Genomic DNA, 21,271 nt, shown 5'->3' on the forward strand with positions numbered 1-21,271 from the left:
CCCTCTCCCCGGGGGAGAGGGGCTTTTGCTCAGCGGTTGACCTGCGCGTACAGCGTCGAGCTCATCCCGAACAGCTTGATGAAGCCTTCCGCTTCTTCCACGCCCCAGTCGGCCGATTGCGCGTAGGTCGCACCCTTGGTGTTGAGCAGGTGCGGCGAGCGTACCGCCACCGCATCGACGCGGCCGCCGCGAGTTTCCAGCGTCACCTCGCCATTGACCTTGGACTGCGAGGACTTCAGGAACGCCTCGATATCGCTCTTGAGCGGGTCGTGATAGAAGCCTTCGTACACCAGCTCCACCCACTTGCGCGCCACGTCCGGCTTGAAGCGGTTCTGCTGCTTGGTCAGCACCGCATCTTCCAGTGCACGGTGCGCGGTGAGCAGCGAAATCAGGCCCGGCGCTTCGAACACGATGCGGCCCTTCAAACCGATCACGGTGTCGCCGGTATAGACGCCGCGGCCCACGCCGTATTGCGCAAACAAGGTGTTGAGCTTGGCCAGGATCTTGGCACCCGGCAGCGGCTTGCCGTCCAGTTCCACCGCTTCGCCTTCGACGAACTTCAGCGTCACCGTCAACGCCTCGCTCGGCCAAGCACTGCGCGGCGCGCACCAGCCGCGCGCGCCCTCGCCCGGCGCTTCCCAACGATCGATCTCGCCGCCGGACATGGTCAGGCCCAGCAGGTTCTCGTTGATGGTGTAGGCCTGCTGTTTGGCACGCACGCCGAAACCACGCGCTTCCAGATACTTCTGCTCATAGGCGCGGGTCTGGGTGTGCTCTTTCTGGATCTCGCGGATCGGCGCCACGATCTGGTAGTCGCCCAGCGCCTTCACTGCCAGGTCGAAACGCACCTGATCGTTGCCCATGCCGGTGCAACCATGCGCAATGATGCGCGTGCCCAATTCTTCGGCACGCTTGAGCGCAGCATCCACGATCAGGTAACGGTCGGACACCAGCAACGGGTACTGGCCCTGGTACCCCTCGCCCGCCCACACGAACGGCTTGACGAAGCCTTCCCAGATCGCCGGGCCACCGTCCACGGTGACGTGGCTGGCCGCGCCCAATTCGGCGGCGCGCTTCTCGATGAACTCACGCTCTTCGGCATCCACACCACCGGTGTCGGCAAACACGGTGTGCACCGCATAGCCGCGCTCCTGCAGATACGGAATGCAGAAGCTGGTGTCCAGACCACCGGAAAACGCGAGAACGATGTCTTTGGTGCCGGGAGTCGGGATTCGGGATTCGGGATTGGTGGAAGCAGCGCTCATCATTGTTCCTTAGTACGTAAATGTGGGGGCCAAGTGTGTTGCTGTTGCGATTCTCTAATCCCGATTCCCGATTCCCGCTTGCGAAGCAAGCGCCGCCATGATCGCCTTTTGCACATGCAGGCGATTTTCGGCTTCATCGATGGCGATGCAGTTGGGCGAATCCATCACCGCATCGGTCGCCTTGACGTTGCGGCGCAGCGGCAGGCAGTGCGAGAACACGCCGTTGTTGGTCAGCGCCATCTTGCGTTCGTCGACGATGAAATGCTGGTACTGGTCGCGGATCGGCTTTTCAGGCTCCCAGTTGCCGAAGAATGGCAACGCACCCCAGCTCTTGGCGTAGACGACATCGGCGCCGGCGTAGGCGCTGTCGATATCGTGGCTCACCTGCAGCGAGCCACCGCTTTCGGCCACGTTTTGCGCGGCCCAGTCCATGTAGCGCTGATCCAGGATGTAGTCCGGCGTCGGGCACAGCAGGGTCACGTCCATGCCCATGCGCGTGGCGATGGTCAGCGCCGAGTTGGCCACCGCTGTGTTCAGCGGCTTGGGGTGGTAGGTCCAGGTCAGCACGTACTTCTTGCCACGCAGATCCTGGGTACCGAAGTGTTCCTGCAGCGCCAGCGCATGCGCCAGCTCCTGGCATGGGTGGGTGATCGTTTCCATGTTGATCACCGGCACCGGCGAATACTTGGCAAAGCTCTTGAGCACCTGGTCTTCGCGGTCCTTGGACCAGTCCACGAATTTCGGAAACGCGCGCACGCCGATCAGGTCGACATAACGCCCCAGCACGCGCGCCACTTCGGCGATGTGCTCTTCGGTGTCGCCGTCCATGACCGTGCCCAGATTGAACTCGATCGGCCACGCATCCTTGCCCGGCTGCAAGACCACCGCATGCCCGCCCAACTGAAATGCGCCCAGCTCGAAGCTGGTACGGGTGCGCATGGACGGGTTGAAGAACACCAGCGCAATCGACTTGCCCTTCAGCTCGCTTCCCAGCTTGTTGCGTTTGAACAACGCGGCCTGGGTCAACAGCGCGTCCAGCTCGGCGCGGCTCCAGTCCTGGGTGTTCAAGAAGTGCTTCAGTGACATCGATCGATCCTTTGCTGCGTGCTACTGCTGCGTTGGTCCGCCAGGAGCGACGGGGTGCGCGACATGCGCGTTTCTTGCCGTTGAAACTTTTGTGACGCCAAAACGAAAAAACCCAGCCTGGGGGCTGGGTCTTCAACGTCGGAACAGCAGACGCCCCGGCTTACCCAGCGGAAATGTGGGATTCCGGTCGGCGGGCACGCGAGGTCATGCCGGAGGCCATCCGGGCGGCGCTGGTGTCGTGCTGAAAGGCGTTTGCTTGCATAGGGCGCGAATCCTCGCACGCATGTGGGCACGGCGCAACCGCTGCGCATCTCATCGCGGCGGCGCGACGATGGCGTCGGGAATGTACGGCGTCACCGAGACCCGGATGCGCAGCCGATTGCCCGGATCTTCGGGCAGGCGCGAACGGTATTTGGTGCCCTTGTAGACATAGTCCACGTCGAAGGCGATCGGCCGGCGGAACTCGCGCGGCACTTCCACCACCTTGCAGTTGCGCCGCGTGCTGGTCGGCGGCACCGCAGCGGGCGCGGCCGGTTCGGGGCGACGTGAGAACATTTCCTTGACCGAATCGACCATGCGGTTGATGCGGCCCTCGTCCTCGGCCGGCGCTGCCGCAGCCTGTGCCGCCTGCTCGGCTTCGCATTGCTCTTCGATACGCGTGGCGCGAAGCGTCTGGTAGACCGGCTCGACATTGAGCACCTGCGCATAATCCAGTTTCACGTTCTCGATCACCACGACCCGGTTCTTGGGGTCGGGCTCTGCCGCATACGCCGGAATCACTTGCCCGGCAAACGTACACAGCAGCATGAAGAACGGAGAAGGTCGCATCAGTACCGGGAACGCGCAGCCAGGCAGTACGTAAGTGTATGGAGCTTGCGGCCGCCTGGGCTGAACGCAACCCATCCGGTGGCCATCGTCGGGCTGGCGATTCGCCATCCCGCCACAACGGGCTAGAATCGCGCGATTGCCCTTTTTCGGATGCCGATGAGCCTGCGCCTGCACAACAACCTGACGCGGCGGGTCGAGCCGTTTGCGCCGCTCGATCCGTCCAGCCCCACCCTGTACGTCTGCGGTCCCACCGTCTACAACTACGCGCATATCGGCAACGCTCGCGGCCCGGTGGTCTTCGATGTGCTTGCCGCGTTGCTGCGCCGACGCTACGGCGCGCTGCGCTACGCGCGCAACATCACCGACGTGGACGACAAGATCAACGCCGCCGCGCAGGCGCAGGGCGTGCCGATTTCGACGATCACCGACCGCTTCGCGGCGATCTACCGGCAGGACATGGCAGCGCTCGGCGTGGCTCCACCGGACATCGAACCGGAGGCCACCACGCACATCCCGCAGATCGTGGCGATGATCGAGCAGCTGATCGCCACTGGGCATGCCTATGCCGCGGAAGGCCACGTGCTGTTTTTGGTCTCCAGCTTCGAGGACTACGGCAAGCTCTCGCGGCGCGACCCGGACGAAATGTTGGCCGGCGCGCGCGTGGACGTGGCGCCATACAAGCGCGACCCCGGCGACTTCGTGCTGTGGAAACCCTCCAGCGACGACCTGCCCGGCTGGCCATCGCCCTGGGGCCGCGGCCGGCCGGGTTGGCATATCGAATGCTCGGCGATGGCCGCCGCCCATCTGGGGCCGACCATCGACATCCACGCCGGCGGTGTGGACCTGCAGTTCCCGCATCACGAAAACGAGATTGCGCAGAGCGAGTGCGCGCATGGCGGTGCCACCTTTGCGCGCTTCTGGCTGCACAACGGCATGCTCAATTTCAGCGGCGCGAAGATGAGCAAGTCGCTGGGCAATATCGAAACCGTGCACGAGCTCATCGCCAGGCATCCGCCCGAAGCGCTGCGCTATGCGCTGTTGAGCGCGCACTACCGTCAGCCGCTGGACTGGTCGGATGGGTTGATCGAGCAGGCCAAGAACACGCTGGACCGCCTGTATGGAACGTTGCGGGATCTGGCTGCGCTGGAAGCCGAAAGCGGCAGCGATCTGGCGGTATCCATGACGATTCCCGCCGAGGTGGAGTCCGCTCTGGATGACGATCTCAACACGCCGCTGGCCTTGTCCGTCATGGCAAGCATCGCCTCCGATGCGCGTGCATTGCGCAGCGACCTGATGCAAAGCGGCCAAGCATCGGCGCGCATGATCGAGCTGCATGCGGCGCGCGCCAAGTTGCTCGGTGCCGGAATGGCACTGGGGTTGCTGCAACAAGACCCGGCTGCATGGTTCTCGCGCGGCACCGACGCCGGCGACGATGCACGCATCACCGCATTGGTGGAAGAACGCAGCGCGGCGAAGAAAGCCAAGGATTTCGCCCGCGCCGACGCCATCCGCAAGCAACTTGCCGAAGAGGGTATCGTGCTGGAAGACACGCCGCAGGGCGTGCGTTGGAAGCGTGCTTGATCCTTCTCTCGTCTTCCTGCGGGAGAAAGTGCCCCCGCAGGCGGATGAGGGTGCGCTGCGGCGACAATCAACCGTCGGTCATGGCAAACGCGTCGCCACGCGCCAGCCAGAAAGAATGACCGACGGCCCTCGCAGGCTGCCCCGCCCTGGCACCTGGTGAAAGATGCAGTGGCCACAGCGCTCCAAGGCCAGGTGCCAGTGGCGCACACCGTGCCTTCTCGCCCCGCGGGAGAGGGACTTGATCGAATTGATTCTGGATTTTTAGATGACCACCTCCCCCTTCCCGCTTGAACCGACTGCTACCGAGGCGCAGGCCGCCATTGCCGAGGAATTTTCCTTCTTTGGCGACTGGTCCGAGCGCTACCAGTACCTGATCGACCTTGGCCGCAAGTTGCCCGCCTTCCCGGAACAGTGGAAAACCGAAGAGCACCGCCTGCACGGCTGCCAATCGATGGTCTGGATCGTGCCGGAGGGCAACGCCGAGCGGCTGGATTTCCATGCCGTCAGCGATTCGGCCATTGTCTCCGGGCTGATCTACCTTGCGCTGCGCGTGTATTCCGGGCGTAGCGCGCAAGAGATCCTGGCTACCGAGCCTGACTACATCGCCGGGATCGGCCTGGCCAAGCATCTGTCGCCGACCCGCAGCAACGGCGTGGCAGCGATGCTGGCCTTCATCCGCGATACCGCGCGCGCGCAGCAGTGAGCACGCCCGCCCCATCGCCCGCCGATTCGCTGCGGACGCTGCTCGCCCATCCAGGCTTCGGCCTGGTGCTGCTGTACCGCGTGGCGGCGATGCTGTCCTACCAGATCGTCGCGGTGACGGTCGGTTGGCATATTTACGAAATGACCGGCAACCCGCTCTCGTTGGGGCTGATCGGCCTGGCGGAAATCCTGCCGTTCTTCTGCATCGCCCCCTTTGCCGGCTACCTGGTCGATCACCTGCCGCGCCGCCGGCTGGGCATGGTCGCCGTGCTGGGCTTGGTCGCAACCGCGCTGTTGCTGTTGGCGATCACGCAAGGCTGGCTGCCGGTCAAAGGCGTGTGGCCCATCTATGCCGCCATCTCGCTCACCGGCGCGGCGCGCTCTTTCTTGTCGCCGGTCTACAACGCATTGTTCGCACGGGCGCTGCCGCGCGACGCATTCGCACGCGGCGCCAGCATCGGCAGCGTCACCTTCCAGGCCGGCATGGTGATCGGCCCGGCGCTGGGCGGCGTGCTGGTCGGCTGGGGCGGCAAGGGCCTGGCCTACGGGGTCGCCGCCAGCGTGGCGATGCTGGCGATCCTGGCGTTGGCTTTGTTACGTGTCAGCGAGCCGGTCAGCGCCGGCCCGCGTGCGCCGATCTTCCGCAGCATCGCCGAAGGCGCGCAGTTCGTACTGTCCAACCAGATCATGCTGGGCGCCATGGCGCTGGACATGTTCTCGGTCCTGCTTGGCGGCGCGGTGTCGATGTTGCCGGCCTTCATCCACGACATCCTGCACTACGGCCCGGAAGGCCTGGGCATCCTGCGCGGTGCGCCGGCGCTGGGTTCGATCGTGGTTGGCGTGTGGCTGGCGCGGCACCCGCTGCAGCGCAATGCCGGACGCGTGCTGCTGCTGTCGGTGGCCGGCTTCGGGCTCTGCACCATCGCCTTCGGACTGTCGCGCCATTTCTGGCTGTCAGCGGCGATCCTGCTGGTGTACGGCATGTGCGATGGCGTCTCGGTGGTGGTGCGCCAGACCATCCTGCAGTTGGCCACCCCCGATGCCATGCGTGGCCGGGTGTCTTCGATCAACGGCATCTTCATCGGCTCGTCCAACGAGTTGGGCGCGTTCTACGACGGCGTCATGGCGCGCCTGGTCGGCCTGGTGCCGGCGGTGGTCATCGGCGGCTGCGTCACCCTGGGCGTGGTGGCCACCACCGCCTGGAAGGCGCCGCGCCTGCGCAAGCTGGACCTGCGCGATCTGCAGTGAGCGGCGCGATCGCGTGATTGCCGGTGCCCACTGCGCCGCTGTGGTGGCAAGGGGCTCGTGTTGCGGACCGCGCTCACGTGCCGCATGCAGCTGCGTGCGGCGGCGTCTCGCCAATGGGCGCTGCCTGACTCTCGGCCAGGCGCCAATACAACGAATCAGGCGACCATAAAAAACCCCGCACATGGCGGGGTCTTTCGGTGAGCCAGGCGGACGATCAGTCGCCCTGCTGCTTCTGCAAGTGCTCCCAACGCTCCTGGGCATCGATGGTGCGCTCGGCAGTCAGACGCGCTTCCAGGCGGTCCAGGCCAATCTCTTCACCGGTGTCCACGCAGTAGCCGTAGTCACCGTCTTCCAGACGCTTGAGCGTGCTGTCGATCTTGGAAATCAGCTTGCGGGCGCGATCACGGGCACGCAGTTCCAGCGAGTTTTCGGTCTCGCGGGTGGCACGTTCGGCTTCGTCGCCGATGTCGCGCACTTCTTCGCGCAGGTTTTCGATGGTCTGCTTGGATTCCTCCACCATCTCGTTGCGCCAGCTCTGCAGACGCTGGCGGAAATATTCCTGCTGCAACTTGTTCATGTACTCCTCGTCCGCGGAAGGCTTGTAGCCCTGCGGCAGGATCGGGCGACCGGTTGCTTCGTCGGTCTTGTACTCGACGACCTTGTACTTGGTCTTGGGAGCCGCGCTGGACGGCTTGGACGTCACGGCCACGGCCACCTTGCCGACCGGACGGGTCGCAGCAGGCTTGGCGGGGGCTTCGGTTTTGGTTGGCGTTTTTGCGGAAGATTTCGAAACGGGCACGGGATTCTTAGATGACGGGGTCGCAGGCTTTGCCGGCTTCGCAGGGACGGCCTTGGGGACCGGTGCGGGCGCGGGCTTTTCAGCCTTGACCGGGACTGACTTGGCCGGAGCCGGCTTGGTGGCCGGCTTCGGTACGGACTTGGACGCCACCGGCTTGGCAGCCGGTTTGGCGGCAGCCGGAGCTGCCTTTTTCGCCGCCGGCTTGGCAGCACTCTTGGCGACGGGTTTCACTGACTTGGGGGCTGCGGACGCGGTGGTCTTGGAAGCCGGCGCCGGCTTGGCAGCGGCCTTCTTCGCAGGTGCCTTCTTCGCGGGTGCCTTCTTGGCAGCCGGCTGCTTGGTCGGCGGTTTTGCGGCCGGTTTCGCAGCAGCGGACGTCGCTGCCTTTTTCGCAACGGGTTTGGCGGACTTCTTGGCGGCCTCTACGGCCTTTTTTGCAGGTTTTTTAGCAGCCACGAAACGCTCATCCTTGGTTCCCCCGGGGCCCGGGAAAGCGGGCCTTTATAACGTACCCCGCGGACCCCCGGCAACCACCTATTAATGCAAGTGGCATATCATTGGCAAGTGATCTCACGCCTGCTCATCGCGCTGCTGCGCGTCTACAAGCTCGTCATCAGCCCCCTGCTCGGGCCGCGTTGCCGTTTTGCACCAAGCTGCTCGGACTACGCGATGACCGCCATCGGCCGCTTCGGCCCGCTGCGCGGCAGTTGGCTTGCCGCGCGCAGGCTCGGCCGCTGTCATCCCTTCCATCCGGGCGGATTCGATCCGGTGCCCGATGCACCCGCCTCGCCCTCCCCGTCTTCTTCCTGCAGCTGCAAAGGACCCCATCCATGAGCCGAACCGTCATCGTCAATGCCCGCCTGGTCAACGAAGGCAAGGAGTTCGACGCCGATCTCCTGATCGAGGGCGGCCGCATCGCCAAGATCGACAGCAAGATCGCCCCTGCCCCTGGTGATACCGTCGTGGATGCCGCCGGACGCTGGGTGCTGCCAGGCATGATCGACGACCAGGTGCACTTCCGCGAACCTGGCCTGACCCACAAGGGCGACATCGCGACCGAATCCGGCGCCGCGGTGGCTGGTGGCCTGACCAGCTTCATGGACATGCCCAACACCAATCCGCCGACCCTGGATGCCGCCGCACTGCAGGCCAAGTACGACGCCGCTGCCGGGCGCGCCTGGGCCAACTACGGCTTCTACATGGGTGCCAGCAACGACAACCTGGCCCACATCCAGTCGCTGGACCCCAAGACTGCACCGGGCATCAAGGTGTTCATGGGCGCCTCCACCGGCAACATGCTGGTCGATAACCCGGAAACGCTGGACGCCATCTTCCGCGACGCACCCACGCCGATCATCACCCACTGCGAAGACACCCCGACCATCGACGCGACGATGGCGCAGTACAAGGAAAAGTATGGCGATGCGCTGACACCGGAGATGCACCCGGACATCCGTTCGCGTCAGGCCTGCCTGAAGTCCTCGCAGCTGGCGGTCTCGCTGGCGCGCAAGCACAACACCCGCCTGCACGTGCTGCACATTTCCACCGCCGACGAGCTGTCGCTGTTCGAAGCCGGCCCGCTGGTCGATGCCGATGGCAAGCTGCGCAAGCGCATTACCGCCGAGACCTGCATCCACTTTCTGCGCTTCGATCGCAGCGATTACGCACGACTGGGCAACCTGATCAAGTGCAACCCCGCGATCAAGGACGCCGAAGATCGTCTGGCGCTCATCGATGCGCTGGCCGAAGATGTCATCGACGTGCTCGCCACCGACCACGCCCCGCACACCTGGGAAGAAAAGCAAAAGCCCTATGCGCAGGCGCCCTCGGGCCTGCCGCTGGTGCAGTACGCGCTGGTCGCGGCACTGGAGCTGGTGCACGAAGGCAAGTTGCCGATCACCCGTATCGTGCAGAAGTTCGCGCATGCGCCGGCCCAGTTGTTCGATGTGCAGGAGCGCGGCTTCCTGCGCGAAGGCTATTTCGCCGACCTGGTGATGATCGACAACACCCCGTTTACCGTGAAGCGCGAGCAGGTGCTGTCCAAGTGCGGCTGGTCGCCATTCGAGGGCACCACCTTCCGTTCGCGCATCGCTGCGACGTGGGTCAACGGCCAGCAGGTGTGGGATGGCGAACAGCTGGTGGGCAGCGCTGCCGGCCAGCGCCTGACCTTCGACCGCTGATGCGCGCAGCCCTGTTTGGCGCCTGGTTGATCCTGGCGCCGGCCGCGCTGGTTGCAGGTCGCGCCCAAGCGCAGGGTGCGGCCGCCGCAACCGATGTCGTATTTCCGCAAAGCGCGTCGCAAGGCGCGCTGGTGATCGGCAAGGTGCCAGCAGGCAGCAAGGTGCAATATGCCGGCCGCAGCTTGCGTGTGAGCGGTTATGGAAGCGTCGTGTTCGGGATCGGCCGCGATGCGACCGGGCCCTTGCAGGTGCAGATCACCCAACCCGATGGCAGCACGCGCACCGTGAGCATCGCAGTAACGCCGCGCGACTGGCCGGTGGAACGCGTCAATGGCGTGCCGCCGAAGACGGTCAACCCGCCGGCCGAAATTGCCGCGCGCATCAAACGCGAACAGGCGCAGGTCACGGCGGCGCGCGACCGCGATGACGCACGCACCGATTTCGCCCAACCCTTCATCTGGCCGGTGCAGGGACGTATCAGCGGCCGCTTCGGCAATGCACGCGTGTACAACGGCCAGCCGGGCGCCGGCCATTCGGGCATGGACATCGCCGTGCCCACCGGCACCCCGGTGAAGGCACCGGCTGCCGGCGTGGTGACGTTCGCGGCGCCGGACCTGTATCTCACCGGCGGCACGGTGCTGCTGGATCACGGCTTCGGGGTGAGCTCGAATTTCCTGCACTTGTCGCGTATCGACGTGAAGGTGGGCGACCGGGTCGAGCAAGGCCAGGTGATTGCCGCGGTTGGTGCCACCGGGCGTGCCACCGGGCCGCATCTGCATTGGGGGATGAACTGGTTCGACACCCGCATCGATCCGTTGCTGGTGCTTGAGCGGACGAAGTAGAGCGTTCGAAAGATCGCCTCTTTGACGTGCGGTGGCATTGAAGACGCTGTTCTACGCTTCCTAGAAGAGCCTGCTTGGCCAGCCCGGTCTTCTGCTGACTCGAGTTTCCCTCACACAAATTATCGCGTCCCGGACGTACTGGAACGGAGCCGCAACAGTGGATAGCAATGCAGGCGTGGCCAACGTTGATCACATCGGGTTTGCCGTTTCATCTCTTGACGAGGCGATCCGGTTCTGGACCGAGGCCCTGGGGTTTACGCTCGAACGACAGGCACAGATGGGCGGCGATTTCCTGCATCAGGTCACCGGCGTGGATGATCCGAGCGTGCGAACGGCAATCGTGAAGGCTCCGGACGGATTCATCGTCGAGTTGCTGCAATATTCCAAAGGTCGTCGGAATGGGCAGTCGCCGGACAGCGCGGGTGCGATCGGGGCCGCCCATCTGGCGCTGACCGTCCGGGACATCCATGCGGCCATCTGCCGTGTCGAGGCGGCCGGATGGAAGGCGAAGGGCAAGCCGCTGCCGATTCCGGGAGGTCCGAGAACAGGAACGCTCACCGCCTACGTGTCCGGTCCCGACCATATTTCCATCGAGTTCATGCAGCCCGCTGGACCGTGACAGAACCGGCGCGCCCCGACTACCGGCGCAGTCGTCAGCGGGATGACACCGAATGGTCGCATCCCCGCCCCGTTGATGGACCATGATCCCGATCCGCCTTAGCGTGCGGCTGCAGAGTCATTCTGCGATGACCCCACTATTTGATGCATCGCGACCACTGGATCAGGCCCCCTCGATTTAACAACGGGCCACACCCTGCGACGACAGAAGAAAAAACGCAACCCACGACCATTGCGCCGGAACGCTACACACCCGGTCGGCGGCGACCTACCCGTCGTGCTTGTGTCCGCCAGCGGGCTTTGCGGTATAACCGAAACGACCGTCGTGCGTCGCTGCAGGTGGACGCTTGGGCTGCCGACGGTCGGTCCGTCGCTTCGGCGTCGGGCGTGCTTCATCTCCCCTCCCCCGACTGCAGGAGATGTGCGACATGCGCAACGAGCACCTCAAACCGACCCTGGGTACCTGGCAGTTGTGGGGCATCGCGGTGGGGCTGGTGATTTCAGGCGAGTATTTCGGCTGGAGTTACGGCTGGGGCACCGCCGGTACGCTCGGCTTTCTGGTGACCACGCTGCTGGTCGCAGTGATGTACACCTGTTTCATCTTCAGCTTCACCGAATTGACCACCGCCATTCCCAATGCGGGCGGGCCCTTCGCCTACAGCCTGCGCGCGTTCGGGACCTATGGCGGCATGCTGGCCGGCCTGGCCACGTTGATCGAATTCGTCTTCGCGCCGCCGGCTATCGCGATGGCGATCGGCGCGTATCTGAATGTGCAGTACCCCACGCTCGATCCGCGTCTTGCAGCGGTTGGCGCCTACCTGGTCTTCATGAGCTTGAACATTGTCGGCGTGGCGATTGCAGCCACCTTCGAGCTGATCGTGACCTTGCTGGCGGTGATCGAACTACTGGTGTTCATGGGCGTGGTGGCACCGGGTTTCAGCGTGGCGCGCTTCGCGGCCAATGGCTGGGCCGGCAGCGACGTGTTCGGGCCGGCCGCCATTTCCGGCATCTTCGCTGCGATCCCGTTTGCGATCTGGTTCTTTCTGGCGATCGAAGGCGCGGCGATGGCGGCCGAAGAAGCCAAAGACCCCAGGCGCACGATTCCGCGCGCCTACATCGCCGGCATTCTCACCCTGGTGGTGTTGGCGCTGGGCGTGATGGTGTTTGCCGGCGGCGTCGGCGACTGGCGCCAGCTGTCCAACATCAACGATCCGCTGCCGCAGGCGATGAAGGCCGTGGTCGGCAACAGTTCCACCTGGTTGCACATGTTGGTGTGGATCGGCTTGTTCGGGTTGGTGGCGAGTTTCCACGGCATCATCCTGGGCTATTCGCGTCAGTTCTTTGCGCTGGCGCGTGCCGGCTTCCTGCCACATGGGCTGGCCAGGCTCTCGCGTTTTCGCACGCCGCATCGCGCCATCCTGGCTGGCGGCGTCATCGGCATTGCTGCTATCTGCAGCGACAGCGTGGTCAAGATCCAGGGCATGTCGTTGACCGCAGCGATGATCACCATGTCGGTGTTCGGCGCGATCGTGATGTATGTGATGAGCATGCTCAGCCTGTTCAGGCTGCGTCGCGCCGAACCGGGATTGGAGCGTAGTTTCCGCGCACCGTGGTACCCGGTGGTGCCGGCCATTGCGCTGCTGCTGGCACTGGTGTGCCTGGTGGCGATGGTGTGGTTCAACCCGATCGTGGCATTGATCTTCCTGGGCCTGCTGCTGTTCGGCGCGGCGTGTTGCGTCCTGAGCCTGCGCACGCAACACACGCCTGTGGCCAGCGCCGGATGAGCGGGTTTGCCTTCACCGCAGGCGGCGAACGCTTTCAGTTTGCCGATCTGAAGCAGCTGCTGGCCAAGGCCACGCCTGCGCGCTCCGGCGACCAGCTGGCCGGTCTTGCCGCCGACTCCGGTCTGCAGCGCGTGGCCGCACAGATGGCGCTGGCCGATCTGCCGCTACGGCACTTCCTCGACGAAGCAGTGGTGCCGTATGAAGCAGACGAAGTCACCCGGCTGATCATCGACCAGCACGATGCCGCTGCATTTGCCGCCGTGGCGCATCTCACAGTGGGCGGCTTTCGCGATTGGCTGCTGAGTGCGCAGGCCGACGAAGCTGCATTGACCGCGTTGGCACCCGGCCTGACGCCGGAAATGGTGGCCGCGGTGTCCAAATTGATGCGGGTGCAGGACCTGATCCTGGTGGCGCAGAAAACGCGGGTCGTCACCCGCTTTCGCAACACGCTGGGGTTGCGCGGACGCCTGTCGACACGCCTGCAGCCCAACCACCCCACCGATGATGCCACCGGCATCGCCGCCAGCGTGCTCGACGGCTTGTTGTACGGCAACGGCGATGCGGTGATCGGCATCAACCCGGCCAGCGACAGCCTGGCCGCAACCACGGCCCTGTTGCGCATGCTCGATGCGGTGATCAGTGGGTATCAGATTCCCACGCAATCGTGCGTGCTTGCGCACATCACCACCACCATCGAAGCGATCGGCCGCGGCGTGCCGGTGGATCTGGTGTTTCAGTCCATCGCCGGCACCGAGGCGGCCAATGCCAGCTTCGGCATCAACCTGGCCTTGCTGCAGGAAGGGTATGAAGCGGGCCTGTCGTTGCGTCGCGGCAACGTCGGCGACAACGTGATGTACTTCGAAACCGGCCAGGGCAGCGCGTTGTCGGCCAATGCGCACCACGGCGTGGATCAACAGACCTGCGAGGTGCGCGCCTATGCGGTAGCGCGCCACTACAAACCGCTGCTGGTAAACACCGTGGTGGGCTTCATCGGGCCGGAATATCTCTACGACGGCAAGCAGATCGTCCGCGCCGGGCTGGAGGACCACTTCTGCGGCAAGTTGCTCGGCGTGCCGATGGGCTGCGACATCTGCTACACCAACCATGCCGAAGCCGATCAGGACGACATGGACGTGTTGCTCACCCTGCTCGGCACTGCCGGCATCAACTTCATCATGGGCATCCCCGGCTCGGACGATGTGATGTTGAACTACCAGACCACCTCGTTTCACGATGCGCTGTATGCGCGCCAGGCACTCGGCCTGCGCGCCGCACCCGAGTTCGAACGGTGGCTGGAGCAGCACGACATCCTGCGGCTGCGCGATGGCCGCTTCGAGCTTGGCAGCGAGGTACCGGCGCCATTTCGGCTTGCATTGGCACAGGCCAGGGGTAGAGCGGCGCCATGAGCGCACCCTCCACACCGCCCCGCGATGCCTGGGCGCACCTGCGCCAACTGACGCCCGCGCGCATTGCGCTGGGCCGGGTGGGGACCAGCCTGCCTACGGACGCGCACCTGGAGTTCCAGCTGGCGCATGCGCAGGCACGCGACGCGGTGCATTTGGCCTTCGACCCGGCACCGCTGCAGGCCGCGCTGGAGCAACGCGGGCGCAGCAGCATCCTGCTGCAGAGCGCTGCCACCGATCGTCATCAGTATCTGCAACGTCCCGATCTGGGAAGGCGCCTGGCCGAAGATGCCGCCGCCCAGCTACGCGGCCTCACGGCCGTGCATGGCGGCGGACAGGATGTTGCGGTGGTCATCGCCGATGGACTGTCTGCGCTGGCCGTGCATCGGCATGCCGCGCGCATGCTAGACCAGATCGATGCACTGGCATCTCGGGAAGGCTGGTCGCTCGCGCCGGCGGTGCTGGTGGCGCAAGGGCGCGTGGCGATCGGCGATGAGGTCGGCGAACTGCTCAACGCGCGCGCCGTGATCGTGCTGATCGGCGAAAGGCCGGGCCTGAGCTCGCCCGACAGCCTGGGCCTGTATCTCACCTACACGCCCCGCGTCGGGCTCACCGATGCAGCGCGCAACTGCATTTCCAACATTCGCGCCGAAGGACTGAGTTACGCCGAGGCGACCCACAAATTAGCGTATCTGCTGCGCGAGGCATTTCGCCGCAGACTCTCTGGCGTGCAGTTGAAAGACGAAGCCGAACAACCTGCGTCGCTGGCAGGGCCTGCCGACATCGCGCCGCGCACGTTCTTGCTGCCGGACTGAACTGCGCGGCGTGTGCTGACCAGGAGTCACACCGCGCAAATCGCAATCAATCCATCACTTCAATGCCCCATCCTGCGTGTTGCTGGCGGCATAGGTGCTGGTCTGCAGTTCGTTGTCATGCGGATGACGTAAGGCGTTGCGTACATCATCGGGAAGCTTGTCGACATCCAGCATCACCTTTCCCGAGTGCACATCACGCACCACCGAGGCAGGCAGCACGAAGTCGCCGCCATTTTCGATATTGATGACCAGTTCGTCCCCATCGTTGCGGATGTCGCGGACGGCACCGACGCCGACTTCGCCATCGCGTAGAAATACCATCTGGCCAATTTCGATCTGCTGCATGTTCAATCTCCTGGAATGGCGTCATCACGCAAGCGAGCTGTGCCGGTGGCAGATCATCGCGCTGCGGTGCGTCGGCGCGTGGTGAAGCGCGGATCACTGCGGTGTGGGTGCGTGCAGCAAGGCGCTGCTCGGCAGGCGGGCCGGCTGCCCGGCAATACGCTCGAACTCGCTCACATCGTGCGAACAGAACACCTCCACCTCACCTGCATGCTGTTGCCGTAGAACGCGCAGGCGCTGCTGGTTGCTCAAGCGCGCGGCGCGGTCCTTCTCCAGCATCCATTGATACGCGCGCAGCCCTGGCGTGCAGTAAGGCGCGTCCGGATCCATTTCGCGATGGAAGAAATATGCATCGCCTGCCAGCAGCAGCCATCGTGCCGGCGTGTGCACCGCAACCGCGGCATGACCCAGCGTGTGCCCGGGAAGCGGCACCATCAGCAGCTCTGGCGGTAATCCATGCAGGTCGCGCACGCACTCCAGCCCCATCCAGCGCTCGCCTGCTGCACCGTCGTAGGTGCGCCACTGCCCGCGCGTAGACCACTGTTGCGGACGAAAGCGTTGGCGATCCATCCAGGTGCGCTGTGCCAGTGCGGCATCGCGTTCGCTCGTCATCAGGTGCACGCGCGCATGCGGAAAGTCGTCCAGCCCGCCGGCGTGGTCGAAATCCAGATGGGTCAGCACGATGTGCCGCACATCGCGCGGGTCCAGCCCCAGCCGTTGTATCTGCCGGATTGCGGTCATCTCCTCGCGCAAATCCGGCTTGACCAGGGCCAGAAAAAACCGACTCAGGCGCGCACGTGGCTCGGCCACATCGCGCAGGCCGAAACCGGTATCGATCAGTACCAACCCGGCGCTGGTTTCCACCAACAAGCAATGGCAACACAGATGGCCGCGATCCAGGACGCCTGGCGTACGTCCGTCCATGAGATGGCCGCCCAGCGGACAGGTGGAGATGCAGTTGAAGTGATGCACGCGCATCGGCACGCTCCGCTTGGCGGGCCAGCGTGGCAATGCGGCCGTCGCACAGCGGTGAGCGGAGCAAATCGCGCAACCAGCGCGCACACGCCACCTTGACGGTGGCGCGTGCGCCCCAGATTTCAGCGCAGCGGAACGTCCACCACCTTGTCCTGATAATCCTTCTTCGGGTCGACGCCCAACAACACCTTGATCCCTGCCAGCAGGCTCGACTCGTTGAGCCAGATCTGCGCATGGTCGGCGTCCAGGCGCAGCAGCGCCAAGTTCGGATCGGTCTTGCCGCCTTCGTACCACGCAGCGACATATGGATTCCACAACCGGTCGACCATGGCCGGATCGGTGTCTTCGCGCAGCGAGCCGCTGATGCTGGCGAACAAATCGTGGCCCTTGCTGCTGAAGGCGCCGATGACGCGGCGGCCCTGCCCCAGCATGGCGATCAGCGCGTTGTCCTTGGATGTGAAGAACCAGATCGGTCCACCGCTATCGCCTTCGATCTGTGCGGTCATCGGACGCGCATGACCGTCTTCGACACCGTCCAGGCCCAGCATCACGGTGCGATCGGATTTGAGCGCCTTCCAGAATTTTTCCTGCAACTCTTTGGTGTCTGCCATTTCGATTCCTGACATGCGCGCGTACGCGGGTGAGTCAGTCTGAAAGGCCCTGCGCCCACGGCATGTGAGGACGCATCTCGAATCGCCGTCATTGTGCAACCGCAATATGGTCGGCGTGCGACATGGCCTGTAGCGCCAGTACCGGCCCGCAAAGCGTGACCGATTCGCAGTTCCGGCACATTGGCCGATACGTCATCAGCCGAAAAACGAACACGGCAGTAGGATCGGCCGGCCGCTGGTGCGGCACGAACGAGAACCGCGCATGGCAACGACCGTCGTTGCACCTGCGCTGCATTGCTTCCGAATCCTGAAGCGGCCGGACACCTGTTGCGATCGTTTATCAGGCGAGCGCGCACCGGCGTCGTCGTCGCTCCTGGCTTGCCGGCATCTGCAGCGTATTGCGCATACGTCCCCTTCTGAGAGAGCGCCACCACATGTCTGCAACGCACATCCGTTCGACCTGTCTCGCTGCCGCAGTGCTGAGCCTTGTTAGCGCCACTGCGCTGGCATTGACCGGCACTGCCACACGGCCGCAACTCACCAGCAGCGAAGCGAGCAGTTATACGATCGCCAAAGCCTTGGCCAAAGCCGGGCCGATCAGCGCATTGGTGACCGATAACTGGAACCCCACCGCAGGTGTCGCCCTACTCAGTGCCGATTACGCAGTGGCGGCCGACGGCTCAACACGCTACCGCACCGTGCAATCTGCCATCGACGCTGCCGTGGCTGCCGGCGGCACCACACGTCGCTATATCAGCATCAAGGCGGGCACTTACACCGAGCTGGTCTGCGTGCCGAACAATGCGCCACCGCTGACGCTGTTCGGGCTGGGCACAAATACCGGCGACACCGTCATCCGCTTCAACAATGCCAACCCCACTCCCAAGCCAGCCGGCACCGCAAGCCACCCGTGTGCGAGCAATGCGTCGGCGACCACGGTTGGCACCTCCAACAGCGCGACGTTCACGGTGCGCGCGGCGAATTTCGAGGCGCGCCACCTGCGCGTGGACAACAACTATGTGGAAGGCACCTACACCGACAACAATCAATCGGCGGTGGCGCTGGCTGTGCGTGGCGACAAGGCCAACTTCCAGGATGTCCTGGTGACCGGCAACCAGGACACCTTGTTGATCAGCGCGACCAGCGCGTCCAATGTGATCCGGGCGTATTTCAAGAGCAGCACCATCGAAGGCGATGTCGATTTCATCTTCGGCTCCGGCGTCGGTGTTTTCGATGGCGCCACCATCCGTTCCACCGGCGCACGCCTGGGCAGCAGCCGCGGCGGCTATATTTTTGCGCCCAGCACGCGTCCTGGCAGCAGCTACGGATTTCTGGCGATCAACAGCAGCTTTACCGGTGTCTCCAGCTCCCCGGACAACAACACCTATCTTGGACGTGCGTGGGACGAGAGCGTCGGCAGCCTGAGCTCTTACGTCAACGGCACTTCGCCCAACGGCCAGGTGACGGTACGTGACTCGACCCTGGGCAGCCATATCCGCAAGACCGCGCCATGGAATGCATCAACGGTCGGCCGCCCGTATTGCAGCAGCAACTGCACCAATTCGGCCAACCGTTTCTACGAATACAACAATAGCGGTCCCGGCGCGGCCAATTGAGTCGATGCTTCGCCGCAACTGCGCCGCAAGCCGGGCATTGCCCGTGCTTGCGGCCTCGCGCGACGAGCTGGAATTCCTGCCGGGATCCCTGCGTGTGCGTGGCGTCGCGCGGCACTCGATCGTCTCGGCCGCGACAACGGCAGCGCACCGGCTGCCGATAAGAGGGCGTGCGAACGGCCTGACTGCGTCGCAAGGCCTACGCACGATTGGCGCTGTCATTACCTTAGCGCTGTGCTGCCAATCGGCCCGCTCCGAACACGACAGACTGGGCCGCCGCGCCCGTCACGCCACACACGCGCATGCTGCGCACGCAGCTGACGTACCGGCGCCGCTTAATCGGTGCCGCTGGCGGCACGCCAGCTATGCCAGAGCTGTTGCATCGGCGGCGGGTACGCAGGTTTGCCCGCCAGCTCGCGCTGCAAGCGCAGCCGTGCCAGACGCGACCACACCCGGTGCGGCCGCGCCAACGCGACCTTGCGCGGCCAGGCCTGCAACAGCTGCGTGCGCCAGGCGGACGTGGCAACGCCACCGGGCGCTGCGCCGTCGCCGGCCACGCGTTGGCGTGCATCCAGCCATTGCACCGCCACCGCAGTGGCATCGCCAGGCCGTGCCCGTGCGAACAGCACCGCTTCCACCGCAATCACCGCCTCGGCGAACGTGCGCAGTGCCCCTAGCGCGTGCTGCAGCGATTGTGGCTGGACGCGCGCGGCCTGCATGGCCGGCAAGGTGTCGGCCAGCTGTGACCACGGCGCACGCACCGGTTCAAGCACGCGCCCCAACGGATGGCGCGAGCGCTGGCTGGACCAGTCACGCAGCTCCTGCTGCCACCACGCCAGCTTGGCATCGGCCGGCAACGGGTCGCCGGCGATATTCATGATGTCTTCCCATTCCTGCAGCAACGCGAACCAGGCAACTGCCAGACGGCGTTGCGGCTCGGGCACGAACGGTTCGGCAACCGACCATTCCGGCCAGCGGGTGGCCCACTTGTCGAGAAAACTGTCGAGCGCGCTGGATTGGCTCATGGCGGGTCCGGAAAAATACGAAGAAAGATCAGATCTGCGGCCACGTTGCCGCATTCCAAAGTGCCTGCGGCTGCTCGACCAGCACATCGGCCTGCCAGTGCGTCGGGTCGTCGTCGTCCAGACGATAGCCCCACAACGCCGCGACCGACGCCATCGCCGCCGCGCGCGCAGCCACGATGTCGCGCTCATCGTCGCCCACATACACGCATTGCGCAGGTGCAACGCCGATGCGTTCTGCGGCTATCACCAGCGGCAACGGATGCGGTTTGCGCTCGGCCAGCGTGTCGCCACCAATCAGCACCGCGCAGCGCTGCTCCCAGCCCAACTGCGGCAGGATCAGGCGTGCCAGATATTCGGGCTTGTTGGTGACGATGCCCCACACGCAGCCGGCATCCTCCAGCCGCACCAGCATCTGTTCGATGCCATCGAACAGCTGCGATTGCGTGCCGATCAGGCCTTCGTAGCGCTGCAGGAATTCCGGCACCAGCGCCGCGCACGCCGCGGCATCGAGCTCGGCAAAGGCCACGCCGAGCATCGCACGCGCACCTTTGGAAACCACCGGGCGCAGCGACGCCAACGCAAGTGGTGCACGCCCACGCGCATCCAGCATGGCGTTGACTGTCGCGAGCATGTCCGGCGCGCTGTCCAGCAAGGTGCCATCCAGATCGAACAACGCCGCACGCGGGAAACTCACCACAGCGCCACGGGCATGCAACTGCATGCACTCCACCCGAAACGAGAAAATCTCAAACCCTCAGCCAACCGCCTTTGCGATTCCCGATTCCCGATTCCCGAATCCCCGCCCATCACGGCTTCACCGCATACGCCAGGTAATTCACCTCGGTACGCGAGGACAGGCGGGCGCGATTGCGCCACGGCTCGTACAGCATGCCGCTGACGTCTTCGAGCTGCAGCCCGGCGTTGCGCAGCCACGCCGCAAGCTCGGCCGGCTTGATGAAATCCTTGTAGTGGTGCGTGCCCTTGGGCAGCAGGCGCGCGATGTATTCGGCGCCCACCACCGCCAGCGCGAACGCGGCAGGGGTGCGATTGAGCGTGGACAGGAACAGCTTGCCGCCCGGCTTGAGCAGGCTGGCGCAGGCACGGATGATCGCGGTCGGATCCGGCACGTGTTCGAGCATTTCCATGCAGGTCACCGTATCGAAGCTGCCCGGCTGTTCGGCGGCCAGGTCTTCCACCGATTGCACGCGATAGTCGACCTGCACGCCCGATTCCAGGCTGTGCAGACGCGCCACCTTCACCAGTTCCGGCGCCAGGTCGATCGCAGTCACCTGCGCGCCCAGACGTGCCATCGATTCGCTGAGCAACCCGCCACCGCAGCCGACATCGAGCACGCGCGCACCGGCAAGTTCCAGCCGCGCGGACACATACTCCAGACGCACAGGATTGAGCGCATGCAGCGGCTTCTGCGGGCCGTCGGCATCCCACCAGCGGTTGGCCAGTGCGGCGAATTTATCCAGCTCGCTCTGATGGAAATTGCTGGATTTGGCGTGCGTATTCAAATTCATGCGGGGGCTCCGTGATGCGGTGACGCGC

Annotated in this window: 22 protein-coding genes; 12 read left to right on the forward strand and 10 right to left on the reverse strand. The window is 64.6% G+C overall.

What is annotated here, in order from left to right; translation table 11 throughout:
* Positions 1-29: 29 nt before the first annotated feature.
* The 3 genes from ACCQ15_RS11870 to ACCQ15_RS11880 form a co-directional block, all read right to left on the reverse strand.
* Positions 30-1,268, reverse strand: a complete 1,239-nt coding sequence (locus ACCQ15_RS11870; protein WP_031423013.1) for an argininosuccinate synthase — start codon at positions 1,266-1,268, stop codon at positions 30-32.
* Positions 1,269-1,319: 51 nt separating this feature from the next.
* The gene (locus ACCQ15_RS11875; protein WP_008573404.1) at positions 1,320-2,351 is read right to left on the reverse strand and encodes an N-acetylornithine carbamoyltransferase; all 1,032 of its coding nucleotides are present in this window, start codon (positions 2,349-2,351) and stop codon (positions 1,320-1,322) included.
* 312 nt (positions 2,352-2,663) lie between these two features.
* The gene (locus tag ACCQ15_RS11880; protein WP_029819580.1) at positions 2,664-3,158 is read right to left on the reverse strand and encodes a hypothetical protein; all 495 of its coding nucleotides are present in this window, start codon (positions 3,156-3,158) and stop codon (positions 2,664-2,666) included.
* A gap of 177 nt (positions 3,159-3,335) precedes the next feature.
* On the opposite strand from ACCQ15_RS11880, the gene cysS reads away from it, so the two are divergent.
* The 3 genes from cysS (at position 3,336) to ACCQ15_RS11895 (ending at position 6,710) form a co-directional block, all read left to right on the forward strand.
* On the forward strand, positions 3,336-4,760 hold the full coding sequence (cysS, locus tag ACCQ15_RS11885) for a cysteine--tRNA ligase (RefSeq protein WP_372380606.1): 1,425 nt from the start codon (positions 3,336-3,338) through the stop codon (positions 4,758-4,760).
* Positions 4,761-5,025: 265 nt separating this feature from the next.
* Entirely contained in the window at positions 5,026-5,463 is a 438-nt protein-coding gene (locus ACCQ15_RS11890; protein ID WP_008573408.1) for a SufE family protein, read from the forward strand.
* Positions 5,460-6,710, forward strand: a complete 1,251-nt coding sequence (locus ACCQ15_RS11895; RefSeq protein WP_008573410.1) for an MFS transporter — start codon at positions 5,460-5,462, stop codon at positions 6,708-6,710. The genes ACCQ15_RS11890 and ACCQ15_RS11895 overlap by 4 nt, the downstream gene beginning before the upstream one ends.
* A gap of 214 nt (positions 6,711-6,924) precedes the next feature.
* Here the strand turns inward: ACCQ15_RS11895 and dksA are convergent, their stop codons facing one another.
* Positions 6,925-7,509, reverse strand: coding sequence for an RNA polymerase-binding protein DksA (gene dksA / locus ACCQ15_RS11900; RefSeq protein WP_228956689.1), 585 nt, complete (start codon positions 7,507-7,509; stop codon positions 6,925-6,927).
* On the opposite strand from dksA, the gene ACCQ15_RS11905 reads away from it, so the two are divergent.
* From ACCQ15_RS11905 to eutC, 8 genes are all read left to right on the forward strand, one after another.
* A complete protein-coding gene (locus tag ACCQ15_RS11905; RefSeq protein ID WP_029819583.1) occupies positions 7,472-8,050 on the forward strand; it encodes a hypothetical protein in 579 nt (192 codons plus the stop codon). The genes dksA and ACCQ15_RS11905 overlap by 38 nt on opposite strands.
* Positions 8,050-8,343 carry a membrane protein insertion efficiency factor YidD gene (yidD, locus tag ACCQ15_RS11910; protein ID WP_011347711.1) on the forward strand — a complete coding sequence of 98 codons (294 nt, stop codon included), beginning with the start codon at positions 8,050-8,052 and terminating at the stop codon, positions 8,341-8,343. The genes ACCQ15_RS11905 and yidD overlap by 1 nt, the downstream gene beginning before the upstream one ends.
* On the forward strand, positions 8,340-9,689 hold the full coding sequence (locus ACCQ15_RS11915; RefSeq protein ID WP_071117797.1) for a dihydroorotase: 1,350 nt from the start codon (positions 8,340-8,342) through the stop codon (positions 9,687-9,689). The genes yidD and ACCQ15_RS11915 overlap by 4 nt, the downstream gene beginning before the upstream one ends.
* Positions 9,689-10,531, forward strand: coding sequence for a M23 family metallopeptidase (locus ACCQ15_RS11920; protein WP_218505627.1), 843 nt, complete (start codon positions 9,689-9,691; stop codon positions 10,529-10,531). The genes ACCQ15_RS11915 and ACCQ15_RS11920 overlap by 1 nt, the downstream gene beginning before the upstream one ends.
* Before the next feature lie 118 nt (positions 10,532-10,649).
* Complete coding sequence (locus tag ACCQ15_RS11925) at positions 10,650-11,150, forward strand: VOC family protein (RefSeq protein WP_046934839.1); 501 nt, start codon at positions 10,650-10,652, stop codon at positions 11,148-11,150.
* A 418-nt stretch (positions 11,151-11,568) separates the two neighbouring features.
* Entirely contained in the window at positions 11,569-12,933 is a 1,365-nt protein-coding gene (gene eat / locus ACCQ15_RS11930; protein WP_014090351.1) for an ethanolamine permease, read from the forward strand.
* Positions 12,930-14,339, forward strand: coding sequence for an ethanolamine ammonia-lyase subunit EutB (locus ACCQ15_RS11935; RefSeq protein ID WP_218533675.1), 1,410 nt, complete (start codon positions 12,930-12,932; stop codon positions 14,337-14,339). Before eat ends, ACCQ15_RS11935 begins: the two co-directional genes overlap by 4 nt.
* Entirely contained in the window at positions 14,336-15,151 is an 816-nt protein-coding gene (gene eutC, locus ACCQ15_RS11940) for an ethanolamine ammonia-lyase subunit EutC (protein ID WP_008573427.1), read from the forward strand. The genes ACCQ15_RS11935 and eutC overlap by 4 nt, the downstream gene beginning before the upstream one ends.
* 54 nt (positions 15,152-15,205) lie before the next feature.
* On the opposite strand, the gene ACCQ15_RS11945 is transcribed toward eutC, so the two are convergent.
* The 3 genes from ACCQ15_RS11945 to ACCQ15_RS11955 form a co-directional block, all read right to left on the reverse strand.
* Positions 15,206-15,496: a hypothetical protein gene (locus ACCQ15_RS11945; RefSeq protein ID WP_008573429.1), complete on the reverse strand. Its 291-nt coding sequence runs from the start codon at positions 15,494-15,496 to the stop codon at positions 15,206-15,208.
* A gap of 93 nt (positions 15,497-15,589) precedes the next feature.
* Positions 15,590-16,471: an MBL fold metallo-hydrolase gene (locus ACCQ15_RS11950; protein ID WP_372380607.1), complete on the reverse strand. Its 882-nt coding sequence runs from the start codon at positions 16,469-16,471 to the stop codon at positions 15,590-15,592.
* A gap of 119 nt (positions 16,472-16,590) precedes the next feature.
* On the reverse strand, positions 16,591-17,094 hold the full coding sequence (locus ACCQ15_RS11955) for a pyridoxamine 5'-phosphate oxidase family protein (RefSeq protein WP_372380608.1): 504 nt from the start codon (positions 17,092-17,094) through the stop codon (positions 16,591-16,593).
* 461 nt (positions 17,095-17,555) lie between these two features.
* Between ACCQ15_RS11955 and ACCQ15_RS11960 the strand changes: the two genes are divergently transcribed.
* A complete protein-coding gene (locus ACCQ15_RS11960) occupies positions 17,556-18,695 on the forward strand; it encodes a putative acyl-CoA thioester hydrolase (protein ID WP_343231462.1) in 1,140 nt (379 codons plus the stop codon).
* 332 nt (positions 18,696-19,027) lie between these two features.
* Here the strand turns inward: ACCQ15_RS11960 and ACCQ15_RS11965 are convergent, their stop codons facing one another.
* From ACCQ15_RS11965 to ubiG, 3 genes are all read right to left on the reverse strand, one after another.
* Positions 19,028-19,717, reverse strand: a complete 690-nt coding sequence (locus tag ACCQ15_RS11965; protein WP_014090355.1) for an isoprenoid biosynthesis enzyme family protein — start codon at positions 19,715-19,717, stop codon at positions 19,028-19,030.
* A gap of 28 nt (positions 19,718-19,745) precedes the next feature.
* Complete coding sequence (locus tag ACCQ15_RS11970) at positions 19,746-20,438, reverse strand: phosphoglycolate phosphatase (RefSeq protein WP_014090356.1); 693 nt, start codon at positions 20,436-20,438, stop codon at positions 19,746-19,748.
* 85 nt (positions 20,439-20,523) lie between these two features.
* Positions 20,524-21,243 carry a bifunctional 2-polyprenyl-6-hydroxyphenol methylase/3-demethylubiquinol 3-O-methyltransferase UbiG gene (gene ubiG, locus ACCQ15_RS11975; RefSeq protein WP_372380610.1) on the reverse strand — a complete coding sequence of 240 codons (720 nt, stop codon included), beginning with the start codon at positions 21,241-21,243 and terminating at the stop codon, positions 20,524-20,526.
* Positions 21,244-21,271: the final 28 nt, after the last annotated feature.

This window comes from Xanthomonas sp. NCPPB 1754 (genome assembly GCF_041475725.2).
Taxonomy (GTDB): Bacteria; Pseudomonadota; Gammaproteobacteria; order Xanthomonadales; family Xanthomonadaceae; genus Xanthomonas; species Xanthomonas euvesicatoria.